This is a genomic window from Streptomyces sp. NPDC059256 (assembly GCF_042753785.1).
GTDB lineage: Bacteria > Actinomycetota > Actinomycetes > Streptomycetales > Streptomycetaceae > Streptomyces.
In genome coordinates this window covers 16,756-31,388 of record NZ_JBHYZO010000005.1, presented here as the reverse complement: position 1 = coordinate 31,388, position 14,633 = coordinate 16,756, and the positions used below count along the sequence as shown (strand labels likewise).

The window sequence follows — 14,633 nt, the reverse complement described above, 5'->3', positions numbered from 1 at the left end:
CGGCTTCACCGAAACGAGCGAAACCGCGCCAGCCCGGCTGCCCGCCCGGGAGACCTGGCGGGCGCTCTACGCACACTTCAAGCCACACCGCTGGACCGTGGCGCTCGGTGCCTCCCTCGCCCTCGTCGGTACCGTGGCCGGACTGGGCCAGCCCCTCGCGGCGAAGTCCCTCGTCGACCGACTGGGCAACGATGAGTCGATCACCGGGATACTCCTACTGCTCACCAGCCTGGTGATCATCGGTACCGCGATCGAAGCGGTCGGGGCCTACATCCTGGAGCGCACCGCCGAATCCGTGGTGCTGGCGGCCCGCCGCTCCCTCATCGGACGACTGCTCCGCCTGCGGCTGACCGAGATGGAGCGGACCCAACCCGGCGATCTGATGTCCCGCGTCACCTCGGACACCACCCTCCTCCGCGCGGTGACCACACAGTCGATCGTCTCCGCCGCAACGGGCGGAATCGCGTTCGTCGCCACCATCGTGCTGATGGCCGTCATGGACCCGGTACTCCTCGGGGTCACGCTCGCGGTGATCGTGCTGATCGGAGGCTGTATCGCCCTGGTGATGCCGCAGATCGCCCGATCCACCCAGCGGGCACAGGAATCCGTTGCGGAGATCTCGACCGTACTCGAACGGGCTTTCGGAGCGTTCCGTACGGTCAAGGCGTCCGGCGCGGAAGACCGAGAGACAGCTGTCGTCACCGCAGCCGCCACCGACGCCTGGCGCCATGGGGTGCGCTCCGCGAAATGGCAGTCCGTGGCCTCGTCATCCGTGGGGCTGGCCGTACAGGTGTCGTTCCTGGCGGTCCTGGGCATCGGCGGCGCTCGCGTCGCATCCGGAGCGATCTCCATCTCCACCCTCGTCGCCTTCCTCCTCTTCCTCTTCTACCTGATCGATCCGGTGTCACGGATGGTGGAGGCCGCCACCCAGTACCAGCAGGGCTCAGCCGCCATCGCCCGCATCGCGGAAGCCGAACAACTGGCGACGGAGGACCCGGGCGCCCAGGAGTCCGTGCTCCCGCAGCGTGCCGCACCGGCATCCGTCGCGTTCGAAGGGGTCGCCTTCCGCTATCGGGACGACCTCCCACCGGTGCACCACGGGGTCTCCTTCGACATACCGGAAGGAGGGATGACCGCCTTCGTCGGCCCGTCAGGAGCAGGCAAGACGACCGTGTTCGCCCTCATCGAACGGTTCTACGAAGTGGACGACGGACGAGTCCTGGTGGACGGCAAGGACGTACGCGACTGGCCCCTGGCCGAACTCCGGGCAGCCATGGGCTACGTGGAACAGGACGCACCGGTGCTCGCGGGCACCCTGCGCGACAACCTCGTCTTCGCCGCCCCCCACGCCACGGACGAAGACATCGCCGAAGTCCTGGTGAAGGCCCGACTGGACACGCTGGTGAGCCGCCTCCCCGACGGGCTCGACACCCTCGTGGGCCACCGCGGCTCCAAACTCTCCGGCGGCGAACGCCAACGGGTCGCCATCGCCCGCGCCCTGCTGCGCAAGCCGCGACTCCTGCTGATGGACGAGGCAACCTCACAACTCGACGCGGTGAACGAGCTCGCGCTACGGGACGTGGTGGCGGAAGTGGCCCGCGAAGTGACCGTCCTGGTGGTGGCACACCGGCTCTCCACCGTGACCTTGGCCGACCGGATCGTGGTGATGGACGCGGGCAAGGTACGCGCGGTGGGGACGCATGCGGAGCTGGTGGCGGGGGATCCGCTGTATGGGGAACTGGCGGCGACGCAGTTCTTGTCAGGGGGGGAGGGGGGTGGGGGGGCCTAGCTGTTTCCGGGTGGAGCCCGTGTGTGGGTTTCCGCCCTGGGGGACGGGGGGTTCCGTCCTCAAGCGCCGGACGGGCTGAGGGTGGTCCGGGGCTGCGGGTCCTAGCTGTTTCCGGGTCAGGCCCGTGCCTGGGTTTCCACCTTGGACGGTGGAGGGTTCCGTCCTCAAGCGCCGGACGGGCTGGGTGTTTCCGGGTGGAGCGTGTGTTGTGGGGCTGCTCTGTGGGGGTGCGGGTCTTGGGGGGTCCGGCTGGGGTTTGGGTTGGTGCGGGTGGTGGGGGTGCTTTCGGGCGTGACTCCTCAGCGCCGGCGGCCAGCGGCTGGCCCGTAGGTGACAGCCCTGAAGCCGCCGACGCTTCCGGGGACACCCCCTGCGCGCCCCCAATACCGCAACCAGGTGGTCTGCCTGCCCCTGGCCTGTCCGTGAGTTCAGCCATGGATGGGGTGGTCCCGGATGGGGAGTGCCTAAGAGGGTTCTGCTTGCCCCGGCTCGTCCATAGGTTCAGCCATGGATGGGGAGTCTTCGCCGGGCCGCGGGAAAGGCTCGGGTCGGGGTGAAAGTGAGCGCCCAGGTGGCACATGGGGCTCGACACCGAAATTGAGGACGGCGGCGCAGCAGGCTCGGTACCGAGGGAGTTCCTGTGGGGCACGGCCAGGTGTGTCGACCCGTAGGGGTGCCACCTGTTCGGATGCGCACCAGGGGACGGACTAAAGCAATAAAAGGGATACTCCGGTCATGGATGCATCCCCTCGCCCCGCCTGGAGTATGCGCCGGATGCTGGTCCTCAGCGTTGGGGTCTGTGCAGCCGCGGCCACTTTGATCGCAGGCTGTTCCAGTACGCCCACCGCTCAGCCTGAGACCTCCACGCGCGCTGCGCCGCCGAAGGCCGCGAACGACCTCCAGTCGGACTACGAGACGGCCATCAAGAACGTGCTGCCGTCCGTGGTCCAGATCGAGGCGGGTGATGCCCTCGGCTCGGGGATCGTCTATGACACCAAGGGCCATGTGATCACCAATGCACACGTCGTGGGCGAGGGAACCTCCTTCAGAGTCACCGTCGCGACGGGCGAGGCCCCCCTCAGCGCACGGCTGGTCTCCTCCTACCCTGAACAGGACCTCGCGGTCATCAAGCTGGAGAAGGTCCCGGCCGAGCTGAAACCGGCCAAGTTCGGAGACTCGTCCAGGGTCCAGGTGGGGCAGATCGTGTTGGCGATGGGTTCGCCACTCGGGCTGTCGAGCAGCGTCACCCAAGGCATCATCTCGGCGGTCGGACGGACGGTCACGGAGAGCGAATCGGGTGGGGGCACGGGCGCCACCATCGGGAACATGCTCCAGACCTCGGCGGCGATCAACCCGGGCAACAGTGGCGGCGCGCTGGTCAATCTGGACAGTGAGGTCATCGGGATCCCGACCCTGGCTGCGAGCGACCCGTCACTCGGCGAGGGGTCAGCACCGGGAATTGGCTTCGCCATCCCAGCCAGCATGGTGAAGACGGTCGCCGACCAGATCATCCAGAGCGGAAGAGTGATCGACTCGGGTAGAGCCGCCCTGGACATCACCGCCCGCACGGTTCTCGACGACAGCTACCAGCCTTCCGGCGCGGCAGTGGTGACGGTCGAAAAGGACGGTGCAGCCGACGAAGCCGGGCTGCGCCCCGGTGACATCATTACCAAGGTCGGTTCCGCACAGATCACGACCATCACTTCTCTCGCCGAGGCATTGGCTTCGGACGAGCCCGGCCAGAAGGTGGTTGTGGGATACCAACGTGGCGGCGACTCCAAAACGGCCGAGGTCACCTTGGGCGAGATCTAAGCCCGCCGACTTCACCCCTCAACCAACTGCCCAAAGCATCGAAGCAACCAATGTTCCCGAACAGTGCCCCAGGGATCTCTACCCCGCCGGCTGATGCCCGGGAGCAGACCATGCCCCCACCCGCCCCGGGGACCACCCGACGGACTTCCCTCACCTGACACCAAGGCCCCATACGCGGCCGTCCCCCACTTTTTGGCTCTGAACCCGTTCGATGGCCCAGGGGAAATTCCCACTGGGGGCCTGAGCCTGTTCTATGGCTGAACCTATGGACGAGCCAGGGGCAGAGGCAGCTACTCCACCGAGGACCCGTTCTGAGCCCGACTTCTGGACGGGCTGGAGGTGGGCGGACCTGGTTGCGGTATTGGGGGCGCGCAGGGGGTGTCCCCGGAAGCGTCGGCGGCTTCAGGGCTGTCACCTACGGGCCAGCCGCTGGCCGCCGGCGCTGAGGAGTCACGCCCGAAAGCACCCCCACCACCCGAACCAACCCCACCCCGCACCCGGACCCCCCAAAGCCCCGCCCCCCAGAGCCAACCCCACAGCACAGGCTCCACCCGGAAACACCCAGCCCGTCCGGCGCTTGAGGACGGAACCCTCCGCCTCCCAGGGCGGAAACCCACACACGGGCTCCACCCGGAAACAGCTAGGACCCGCTGCCCCGGGCCCAGCTCAGCCCGTCCGGCGCTTGAGGACGGAACCCTTCACCGTCCAAGGTGGAAACCCACGCACGGGCTTCGCGCGGAAACAGCCAAAACCCGCACCCCCAGCCCCCCCGGGCCCCCGAAGATTCCCTCTTCGGGGACCCGTTCGCACAGCCGTCCGCCCGGAGAGCTACTCCGGGGCGTCCAGGCTCATGGGGCCGTAGATCTTGGTCGCGTCTTCCGAGAGGTGAATCTGGTCCGCGCCGCCGTCTCGCAGCTCCTTCCAGTGCTCACCCAGCCAGGACTCCGCGTCCCCCTGCGTCGTGAACTCCTCCGGCTCGACCGCCGGCTGGACCTCCGTTCCGTCGGACTTCTCGAACCGCCACGTCCATGCCATGTACGCCTCCCTGAGTCCCGCAAAGGATCTCTGTCCTGCCCGCAGCGTATCCGGGCGCGCACTGGCTGCGGTGAGGAGGCAGGATCGTGGATGTGGAAGTGACTTTGCTCGGCACCGGATCTCCTGCCGGTCTCCCTCAGCCCGACTGTCCCTGCGCCGCGTGTGCCGCTGCCCGTGGCCCCCGGGCCAGGGCAGCCACCGCGCTGCTCATCGACGGGGCGCTGCTCCTGGATCTGACGCCCGGAGCCGCCCTGGCCGCAGCGCGGGCAGGGCATTCGCTCGTGGGCGTACGGCAGGTGTTGTTGACTCACCCGCACGATGGACCGGCCGTCGAGTTGCCCGCGGGGCTGCCGTCGGCGGGGCGGGTTCCCGATGGACGGGTGTTGACGTTGATCAGCGGTCACCGGGTGCGGGCGGTGGCGATGGACCACCCGGGCACGGGCTACGAGGTCTCCTCCCCCGAGGGCGATCGGTTGCTGTACCTGCCTCCGGGTGGCGCTCCGGCCGGTGTCGCGGAGGGGCGGGCGGCCTATGAGATGGTCGTGGCCGATGTGGTGGGGCGTCCGGATGCGATCGCGCGACTGAGGGCCGTCGGGGCGATCGGTGCGACCACGGACGTGATCGCCGTGCACATCGGCCATGAGGTCCCTGGTGGGCCCGAGTTGGACCGCAGGCTGGCCGCCGCGGGGGCGCGGACCGTACCGGACGGGACGACGCTGGTGGTCGGCGAGTACCACGCCGTCCCCGATGTGCCCCGGCGCACCCTGGTCACCGGTGGGGCGCGTTCGGGCAAGTCCTTGGAGGCCGAACGTCGGCTGGAGACGTTCCCCGGGGTGTTGTACGTGGCCACGGGCGGCACCCGGCAGGGGGACGAGGAGTGGGCGGCCCGGGTGGACCTGCACCGCGACCGTCGGCCGGGGTCCTGGCGTACCGCGGAGACCTGTGATCTCGTCCCGCTGCTCACGGAGGACGGCCCGCCGCTGTTGATCGACTGTCTTTCGTTGTGGCTCACCGATGCGATGGACCAGGTGGGCGCCTGGGACGACGTGCAGTGGCGGGAGAGCGGTGAGACCGCGCTGCGCAAGAGGGTGGCCGAGTTGGTCACGGCGGTGCGGGAGACTCCGCGCACGCTCGTCGCGGTGACGAACGAGACCGGGTCGGGGGTGGTCCCCGCCACCGCGTCGGGGCGCCGCTTCCGTGATGAGCTCGGTCGACTGAACGCCGCCTTCGCGGCGGAGTGCGAGCAGGTGTTGCTGGTGGTCGCCGGGCAGCCGCTGGTGCTCCGGAGCTGATCGACGGGGTAGGCGGATGGCTGGGGTGGGCGGGTACTGTTCGGCGAATGAGCAGGCTGAATCTCGATGACTTCTCCGATCTGATCGAGCGCCCGGACAGTGGCCTCCGCCAGCGTGCTGAGGAACACCGGGCCCGGCTCGCCGTTCCCCCCGGAGCGCTGGGTCGACTCGACGAGTTGGGCGAGTGGCTTTCGCTCGCTCAGGGCCAGGTGCCGGTGAAGCCCATTGGTCAGCCGCGCGTGGTGCTGTTCGCCGGTGATCACGCGGTGGCGGCGCTGGGGGTGTCGGGCCGGGAGGCGGGGTCGGCGCACCGGTTGGTGCGGGCCGTGTTGGAGGGGGCGAGTCCCGTGGCGGTGGTGGCCCGCCAGTCGGATGTCCAGGTGCGCGTCATCGACGCCGGCTTGGACTGCGACCCCGATCTGCTGCCGGACGACGTGGTGCACCATCGGGTGCGGCGCGGCAGTGGGCGCATCGACATCGAGGACGCGCTGACGGTCGATGAGACGGAGCGTGCGGTTCGCCTGGGTATGGCGATCGCCGATGAGGAGGCGGATTCCGGCACGGACCTGGTGGTGCTCGGTGATCTGAGCGTCGGTGGCACCACTGCCGCCTCCACGTTGATTGCGGCGCTGTGCGGTACGGACGCTTCGGTGGTGACAGGTCGTGGTGGCGCCGGGATCGACGATCTGGCGTGGATGCGCAAGTGTGCCGCGATCCGGGATTCGTTGCGCCGGGCCCGCCCGGTGCTGGGCGATCAGTTGGAGTTGCTGGCCGCGGTGGGGGGCGCAGAGTTGGCGGCGATGACCGGCTTCCTCCTCCAGAGTGCGACGCGACGGATGCCCGTGATTCTGGACGGAGTGGTTTCGGCCGCCTGTGCGCTGGTGGGGCAGCGGGCTGCGTACCGTGCACCGGACTGGTGGCTGGCCGGCCAGTTGACCGGGGAGCCCGCCCAGGCGAAGGCGTTGGACCGGATGGCGCTCACCCCGTTGTTGGACCATGGCGTGACGGCGGGGGAAGGCACCGGAGCGCTGCTCGCCCTCCCTCTCGTCCGGGCGGCTGCCGCGCTGGCTGCCGAGTTGCCCGAGCGTCCCGAACCCGGTGAGCCGACTGAGGCGCGGGACGAGTCGACGTCCGCGGGGGACGACCGGGACTGAACGGGCCCGCCCCGCGGGGAGCGACCGGAACAATTTCGCCCGTGGCACGCAGTGACGAGTACAGAGGCTGCGGCGAAGAATGTACGGGCATGGACAGCCAGCCATGGGCGGTCGCGGGGCCCGGACGGTCATGAGCACGGCCGGCCGTGGGGCGTGGACGGGCCGTCAGCGTCCCAGCCGTTCGGGGTCGGGCGTACCGCCGATCAGGTCCTGGAACTTGCGGCGCGGTCCGTCCCAGCGTCGATCGTGTCGATAGGCGCGCAGCCAGGCTCGGGCCCGGGACTTCGGCCTGCGGCGGTAGAAGCGCCGTGCCCAGGGTGAGGTGGGCTTGGCCAGCCGAACCGCGCCGAAGATCGCCACGAAGGGCACCAGGGTGCCCATGAGCGCCAGTTGTGGTTTGCCCTTGAAGAGGGTGACGATCACCAGTAGGAAGTTCAGTACGAGGGTGCTGATCAGGGTGGCGCGGTTCTGTCGTTCGTCCGGGGTGAGGCTGTCCACGCCGAGTGGTGAGAAGCCGCTGAGCACGAGCATGGCGAGTGCGGTGGCCACGATGACGGCTTCGACGCTCTGCCGGCCCTCTTCGGTCCAGTACACGTCGTCCGTGTGGACGATCAGCGCGAACTCGTCCAGGACGAGTCCCGCCCCCACCCCGAAGATCACTGCGCAGACGGCCGCGGTGACACCGTGCTGTCCGCTGCCCACGGCGCCGAAACCGCCCACGAGGGTGAGGATGACTCCGGGCACCACATGGTGGATGTGCACCCCTCCCGATGCGATGTTGCGGAAGGGGCCGCGGCCCGCGCGGATCATGCGGGTGATCACGCGGGTGATGAGGAAGGTCAGTACGAAGGAGGCGAGGGCGAGGAACATCGGGAGCTTTCCCGGCTCGACGATGTTGGTGGAGAACCAGTGCCCCATAGAAAGTCCTCCCGTTTTGCGTGATATGCGCAATTTACCGTCGCTGGTGGGACAGCGGGCGGGATCATCGAGCGGAGGTCTCCTGTGGTGGCGCGGGGATCGGCTGCCGAACAGGTCCGGGCTACCCTTCGGCGGTGAGTGAAGCCCCCGTCTCCACGGCTATGACCGGCATACGTTTCGCCTTTGGCACCCTCAGCATCCTGCCCGTGCGCATCACGCGCTGGGACCGTGAGGCCGCGCGCGCCGGGATGGCGTGCGCGCCGCTGGTGGGCGTGGTGGTCGGTCTGGTCGCTGCCGGGGCGGGCGGGTTGTTCGTCCTGCTGGGCGCCGGGCCACTGCTCGTGGCGATCGCGACGGCGACGGTGCCCGCCGTCCTCACCCGCGCCCTCCATCTGGACGGACTCGCCGATACGGCCGACGGACTCGGCAGCGCGCGCCCCGCCGAGGACGCGCTGAGGGTCATGAAGAGGTCGGACATCGGCCCCTTCGGCGTACTGACGCTGCTGTTCACCCTGCTGGCACAGATCGCGGCCCTGTCCGAGTTGTACGCGCAGGGCTGGGGCCACGGAGCGCTCGCCGCGGTCGTCAGCCAGGTCGCCGCTCGGCTGGCGCTCACCCTCGCCGCCCGAACGGGAGTGCCGGCCGCCCGTGCCGAGGGGCTGGGCGCACTGGTGGCGGAGGTGCTCTCCGTACGGGCGGCGTTGGCGATCACCGCAGGGGTGACGCTGCTCTGTGCCGCGGCCGGTTGGTTGTCCGCCCCCGGTCCGCTCGGCGCACTGCACATCGCACTGGCCGTCGCGAGCGGACTGCTGGCCGCCCAGTTGCTGCTTCGGCACTGCGTACGGCGCTTCGACGGGGTGACGGGGGACGTCTTCGGTGCCGTCGCCGAGACGTCCGCGACGATCTGCCTGGTCGCGCTGGCCCTGGGCTGACCCGACGGGTCGCCCCAGGTCGGGCCCTTGCGAGTGCGTCGGTCGCCCCTTCGGGCGGTGGAGTGTGCGCCCGTGGTGAACGGAGTGCGGTCAGTACCGCGAACCGGGCCGCACAGGACGACGACGACACCCCACGGAGGGCTGCACCCCAAGTTCCGCTCTCCTCAAGGGAGTCCACCCGTCCCCTCGCTCACGCCACACGAGTCTCACCCCGCACTGCTCCCCCGAATGTCCTCAACCAGGGCGGACGCCACGGCCGGAGTGAACGGCTGCCGCCGTGAGCGACCCGTATGACCGCGCGTAGGCTCTTGCCGGGCGGGGTGTCGACCTATCCCCCCAACGGCCCCGAAATGGCCCCTCTAACTCAACGGAAGCGAGATTTCACCACCGTGACTGCTCTCACTCTCAGCACTGCCGGTGCCGCGACGCTGCGCGCCGACGCCCTGGTCATCGGGGTCGCAAAGGGCGACAAGGGCCCGGTGGTCGCACCGGGCGCAGAGGCCGTGGACAAGGCGTTCGACGGCAGGCTCGCCTCCGTACTGGAGACCCTCGGAGCCGGTGGCTCCGAGGGCGAGGTGACCAAGCTGCCCGCGCCGGCCGGCATCAAGGCACCGCTGATCATCGCGGTCGGCCTCGGGTCCGTACCGAACGAGGACGAGGCGTACGGGGCCGAGTCCCTGCGCCGGGCCGCCGGCACCGCGGCCCGTACGCTCGCCGGCTCCAAGAAGGCCGCTTTCGCGCTGCCGATCGAGGCGTCCGAGGACGTCGAGGCGATCGCTGAGGGCGCGCTGCTGGGTGCGTACGCCTTCATCGCCTACCAGGGCGGCGAAGACAACAAGGGCGTGAAGGCGCCGCTCGCCGAGATCGCCCTGCTGGGCGCGAAGCCGCGGGACAAGGCGCACAAGGCGGCGGCCGAGCGTGCGCTCGCCATCACCGAGGAGCTGAACCGGGCCCGGGACCTGGTCAACACCCCGCCCAACGACCTGTACCCCGAGTCCTTCGCCGCGGTCGTCACCGCCGCGGGCAAGGAGCACGGCGTCAAGGTGCAGGTCCTTGACGACAAGGCCCTGATCAAGGGCGGGTACGGCGGCATCCTCGGCGTCGGTCAGGGCTCCCAGAACCCGCCGCGGCTGGTGAAGCTCACCTACACCCACTCCAAGGACGCCAAGACGCTGGCGCTCGTGGGCAAGGGCATCACCTATGACTCGGGCGGCATCTCCCTCAAGCCGGCCGGCCACAACGAGACCATGAAGTGCGACATGGCCGGCGCCGCCGCGGTGTTCGCCGCCGTCATCGCCGCCGCCCGGCTCGGGCTGCCGGTCAATGTCACCGGCTGGCTCGCCCTGGCGGAGAACATGCCGTCCGGTTCCGCCGTGCGCCCCGGCGACGTGCTGCGGATGTACAGCGGCAAGACGGTCGAGGTGCTGAACACCGACGCCGAAGGCCGGCTGGTGCTGGCGGACGCGCTGTGGAAGGCGTCGGAGGAGAAGCCCGACGCGATCGTGGACGTGGCCACGCTGACCGGCGCCATGATGGTCGCGCTCGGCAACCGCACCTTCGGCATCATGGCCAACGACGACGCGTTCCGCACCGCGATCTACGAGACCGCGGAGGAGGCCGGCGAGCAGTCCTGGCCGATGCCGCTCCCGAGCGAACTGCGCAAGGGCATGGACTCCCCGACCGCGGACATCGCGAACATGGGCGAGCGGATGGGCAGCGGCCTGGTGGCCGGTCTGTTCCTCCAGGAGTTCGTGGGCGAGGGCATCACCTGGGCGCACCTGGACATCGCCGGTCCGGCGTTCCACGAGGGAGCCCCGTACGGCTACACCCCCAAGGGCGGCACCGGCTCGTCCGTGCGCACCCTGGTCCGGCTGGCCGAGCGGATCGGCGCGGGCGAACTCGGCTGACGACGCTTCGCAGGGTGGCGGCGAGTGGCTCCGTACCGCCGCCACCCTCTCGCAGAGGCGTTCGCTCTCGACGAAATGCCGCTGTGGGCGGAATCGTTTCGGCCTTACCGGGGTTGTTACGCCCCGGTAATGTTTGAGGTGATCGATCAGACGCCAGAAGACACCCGCCCCGCGTCCCGTCTTCCCCCAACAAGTGCGAAGATGGGCTCGGCAGGACAGGGCCCACGACAGGGCCGAAGAAACGGCCGCACACCAGCCGAGAGGCCGGTCGTCCCCGGGAAGGGGACCCCGGCGACCGGCGCACATGCATGGAGGACGTGACGTGGCGAACGACGCCAGCACCGTTTTCGACCTAGTGATCCTCGGCGGCGGTAGCGGCGGTTACGCTGCGGCGCTGCGTGGAGCCCAGCTGGGCCTGGACGTCGCCCTGATCGAGAAGGACAAGGTCGGCGGCACCTGCCTGCACTACGGCTGCATTCCCACCAAGGCTCTGCTGCACGCCGGTGAGATCGCCGACCAGGCCCGTGAATCCGAGCAGTTCGGTGTTCGGGCGACGTTCGAGGGCATCGACGTCGCGGCCGTGCACAAGTACAAGGACGAGGTGATCTCCGGCCTGTACAAGGGACTCCAGGGCCTGATCGCCTCGCGCAAGGTCACCACCTTCGAGGGTGAGGGCCGACTGTCCTCGCCGACGTCGGTCGACGTCAACGGCCAGCGCATCCAGGGCCGGCACATCCTCCTCGCGACCGGTTCCGTACCGAAGTCGCTTCCCGGGCTGGAGATCGACGGCAACCGCATCATCTCCTCCGACCACGCGCTGAAGCTGGACCGCGTCCCGCAGTCCGCGATCGTGCTCGGTGGCGGTGTGATCGGCGTGGAGTTCGCCTCCGCGTGGAAGTCCTTCGGCGCCGATGTGACGGTCATCGAGGGCCTCAAGCACCTGGTGCCCGTCGAGGACGAGAACAGCTCCAAGCTTCTTGAGCGCGCCTTCCGCAAGCGCGGCATCAAGTTCAACCTCGGCACCTTCTTCGAGAAGGCCGAGTACACGCAGGACGGCGTCCGGGTGACCCTCGCGGACGGCAAGACCTTCGAGGCCGAGGTGCTGCTGGTGGCCGTCGGTCGCGGTCCGGTCTCCGCCGGTCTCGGCTACGAGGAGCAGGGCGTCGCGATGGACCGCGGCTATGTCCTGGCCGACGAGTACATGCGCACCAACGTGCCCACGATCTCCGCGGTCGGCGACCTCGTCCCGACGCTTCAGCTCGCACACGTCGGCTTCGCCGAGGGCATCCTGGTGGCGGAGCGGCTCGCCGGTCTGAACCCGGTCCCGGTCGACTACGACGGTGTGCCCCGGGTGACGTACTGCCACCCGGAGGTCGCGTCCGTCGGTATCACCGAGGCCAAGGCCAAGGAGATCTACGGTGCGGACAAGGTCGTCGCCCTGAAGTACAACCTCGGTGGCAACGGCAAGAGCAAGATCCTCAAGACTCAGGGCGAGATCAAGCTCGTCCAGGTCAAGGACGGCGCCGTGGTCGGCGTCCACATGGTCGGTGACCGGATGGGCGAGCAGATCGGCGAGGCTCAGCTGATCTACAACTGGGAGGCCCTGCCGTCCGAGGTGGCGCAGCTCATCCACGCGCACCCGACCCAGAACGAGGCGCTCGGAGAGGCCCACCTCGCGCTCGCGGGCAAGCCGCTGCACGCGCATGACTGAGCCGTCCCCGCAGCTCGCGCCGCCTGAGTCCCTCGGGACAGACGACCACTTCCGCATTTCCCCTCTGCTCGCGCTTCGCTTGAGCTGGGGAGACCCCACCGTTAGGAGCAACTGAAACCATGTCGGTTTCCGTAACCCTTCCGGCGCTCGGTGAGAGCGTCACCGAGGGCACTGTCACCCGCTGGCTGAAGGCCGAGGGCGAGCGCGTCGAGGCCGACGAGCCGCTGCTGGAGGTGTCGACCGACAAGGTTGACACCGAGATCCCCGCGCCCGCGTCCGGCGTGCTCGCCTCCATCAAGGTCGCCGAGGACGAGACCGTCGAGGTCGGCGCCGAGCTGGCCATCATCGACGACGGCAGCGGCGCTCCGGCCGAGGCTTCGGCACCGGCTGCCGAGCAGGCCCCGGCTCCGGCTCCGGCGCAGGAGGCTCCCGCTCAGGAGGCTCCGGCTCAGGAAGCCCCGGCTCAGCCCGCAGCTCCGGCGCAGGCACCTCCCGAAGCGGCGGCCGAGCAGGCCCCGGCTCCGGCACCCGCGCAGGAGGCTCCGGCCGCACCCGCCGGCGGTGCGAGTGGCACCGACGTGGTGCTGCCCGCGCTCGGTGAGAGCGTCACCGAGGGCACCGTCACCCGCTGGCTGAAGGAGGTCGGCGACTCCGTCGAGGCCGACGAGCCGCTGCTGGAGGTCTCGACCGACAAGGTCGACACCGAGATCCCCGCGCCCACGGCCGGCGTCCTGCTGGAGATCGTGGTCGGCGAGGACGAGACCGCCGAGGTCGGCGCCAAGCTGGCCGTCATCGGTGCTCCCGGTGCGGCTCCTGCCGCTCCGGCCCAGCCTGCGGCCCCGGCTCCGGCACCTGCCCAGCAGGCCCCGGCGCCCGCCCCGGCACCTGCACCCGCGCCGGCAGCACCTGCGGCGCCGGCTCAGCCCGCAGCCCCGGCACCCGCCGCTCAGGCTCCGGCACCCGCGCCCGCACCCGCTCCTGCGCAGCCCGCGGCTCCGGCTCCGGCACCTGCCCAGCAGGCACCGGCAGCACCGGCAGCACCCGCCGCCCCGGCCCAGCCCACAGCCCCCGTCGGCAGCGATGTGTACGTGACCCCGCTGGTCCGCAAGCTCGCCTCCGAGAACAGCGTGGACCTCTCCGCGGTCAAGGGCTCGGGCGTGGGAGGACGCATCCGCAAGCAGGACGTCATCGCAGCGGCGGAGGCCAGCAAGGCCGCAGCCCCGGCCCCGGCCGCCGCACCCGCGGCTGCTGCGCCGTCCGCGAAGGCGCCCTCCCTTGAGGTGTCCCCGCTGCGCGGCCAGACGGTCAAGATGACCCGGATGCGCAAGCTCATCGGCGACAACATGATGAAGGCGCTGCACACCCAGGCGCAGCTGACCTCGGTCGTCGAGGTCGACATCACCAAGCTGATGCGACTGCGCGGCCAGGCCAAGGAGAGCTTCGCGGCTCGCGAGGGCGTCAAGCTCTCCCCGATGCCGTTCTTCGTGAAGGCCGCCGCGCAGGCGCTGAAGGCCCACCCGATCATCAACGCCCGGATCAACGAGGACGAAGGCACCATCACGTACTTCGACTCGGAGAACATCGGCATCGCCGTGGACTCCGAGAAGGGTCTGATGACGCCGGTCATCAAGGGCGCGGGCGACCTCAACATCGCCGGCATCGCCAAGAAGACCGCCGAGTTGGCCGGCGCCGTCCGGTCCAACAAGATCCGGCCGGACGACCTGGCGGGTGCGACCTTCACCATCAGCAACACCGGTTCGCGCGGTGCGCTCTTCGACACGGTCATCGTGCCGCCGACCCAGGCCGCCATCCTGGGCATCGGTGCCACGGTGAAGCGCCCGGCGGTCATCGAGACGCCGGAAGGCACCGTGATCGGTGTCCGCGACATGACGTATCTCTCGCTCTCGTACGACCACCGTCTCGTGGACGGCGCGGATGCCGCCCGCTACCTGACCGCGGTCAAGGCGATCCTGGAAGCCGGCGAGTTCGAGGTTGAACTGGGCCTTTAAGGCCCGTCGGCAGGTGTCTACCGACAGTGCAGTACGGCGCCCCCGTCCGGGGTTCTCCCGGGCGGGGGCGCCGT

The 14,633-nt window shown here is 69.7% G+C and carries 10 protein-coding genes; 8 read left to right on the top strand and 2 right to left on the bottom strand.

Translation table 11 applies throughout. From position 1 onward, the window contains the following. The first annotated feature begins 37 nt into the window (after window positions 1-37). Window positions 38-1,789: an ABC transporter ATP-binding protein gene (locus tag ACFXJL_RS14060; RefSeq protein WP_384692695.1), complete on the top strand. Its 1,752-nt coding sequence runs from the start codon at window positions 38-40 to the stop codon at window positions 1,787-1,789. 735 nt (window positions 1,790-2,524) lie between these two features. Then, complete coding sequence (locus ACFXJL_RS14055) at window positions 2,525-3,601, top strand: S1C family serine protease (RefSeq protein WP_384692213.1); 1,077 nt, start codon at window positions 2,525-2,527, stop codon at window positions 3,599-3,601. Between the two features lie 828 nt (window positions 3,602-4,429). Here the strand turns inward: ACFXJL_RS14055 and ACFXJL_RS14050 are convergent. Beyond that, entirely contained in the window at window positions 4,430-4,636 is a 207-nt protein-coding gene (locus ACFXJL_RS14050; RefSeq protein ID WP_329017662.1) for a hypothetical protein, read from the bottom strand. Window positions 4,637-4,728: 92 nt separating this feature from the next. On the opposite strand from ACFXJL_RS14050, the gene ACFXJL_RS14045 reads away from it, so the two are divergent. Both ACFXJL_RS14045 and cobT read left to right on the top strand, forming a co-directional pair. Further along, window positions 4,729-5,928, top strand: a complete 1,200-nt coding sequence (locus tag ACFXJL_RS14045) for a bifunctional adenosylcobinamide kinase/adenosylcobinamide-phosphate guanylyltransferase (protein WP_384634860.1) — start codon at window positions 4,729-4,731, stop codon at window positions 5,926-5,928. Between the two features lie 47 nt (window positions 5,929-5,975). Next, on the top strand, window positions 5,976-7,082 hold the full coding sequence (gene cobT / locus ACFXJL_RS14040; protein WP_384692210.1) for a nicotinate-nucleotide--dimethylbenzimidazole phosphoribosyltransferase: 1,107 nt from the start codon (window positions 5,976-5,978) through the stop codon (window positions 7,080-7,082). 165 nt (window positions 7,083-7,247) lie between these two features. Here cobT and ACFXJL_RS14035 read toward each other — a convergent pair whose 3' ends face one another. Beyond that, window positions 7,248-8,000: a hypothetical protein gene (locus ACFXJL_RS14035; RefSeq protein WP_358882261.1), complete on the bottom strand. Its 753-nt coding sequence runs from the start codon at window positions 7,998-8,000 to the stop codon at window positions 7,248-7,250. A gap of 161 nt (window positions 8,001-8,161) precedes the next feature. Here ACFXJL_RS14035 and ACFXJL_RS14030 point away from each other — a divergent pair, with 161 nt between their 5' ends. From ACFXJL_RS14030 to sucB, 4 genes are all read left to right on the top strand, one after another. Then, window positions 8,162-8,932 carry an adenosylcobinamide-GDP ribazoletransferase gene (locus ACFXJL_RS14030; RefSeq protein ID WP_384692692.1) on the top strand — a complete coding sequence of 257 codons (771 nt, stop codon included), beginning with the start codon at window positions 8,162-8,164 and terminating at the stop codon, window positions 8,930-8,932. A gap of 389 nt (window positions 8,933-9,321) precedes the next feature. Beyond that, a complete protein-coding gene (locus tag ACFXJL_RS14025; RefSeq protein ID WP_384634614.1) occupies window positions 9,322-10,839 on the top strand; it encodes a leucyl aminopeptidase in 1,518 nt (505 codons plus the stop codon). 322 nt (window positions 10,840-11,161) lie between these two features. Then, on the top strand, window positions 11,162-12,550 hold the full coding sequence (gene lpdA, locus ACFXJL_RS14020; RefSeq protein WP_358882259.1) for a dihydrolipoyl dehydrogenase: 1,389 nt from the start codon (window positions 11,162-11,164) through the stop codon (window positions 12,548-12,550). Between the two features lie 119 nt (window positions 12,551-12,669). Continuing rightward, window positions 12,670-14,559 carry a 2-oxoglutarate dehydrogenase, E2 component, dihydrolipoamide succinyltransferase gene (gene sucB, locus ACFXJL_RS14015; protein ID WP_384692205.1) on the top strand — a complete coding sequence of 630 codons (1,890 nt, stop codon included), beginning with the start codon at window positions 12,670-12,672 and terminating at the stop codon, window positions 14,557-14,559. Window positions 14,560-14,633: the final 74 nt, after the last annotated feature.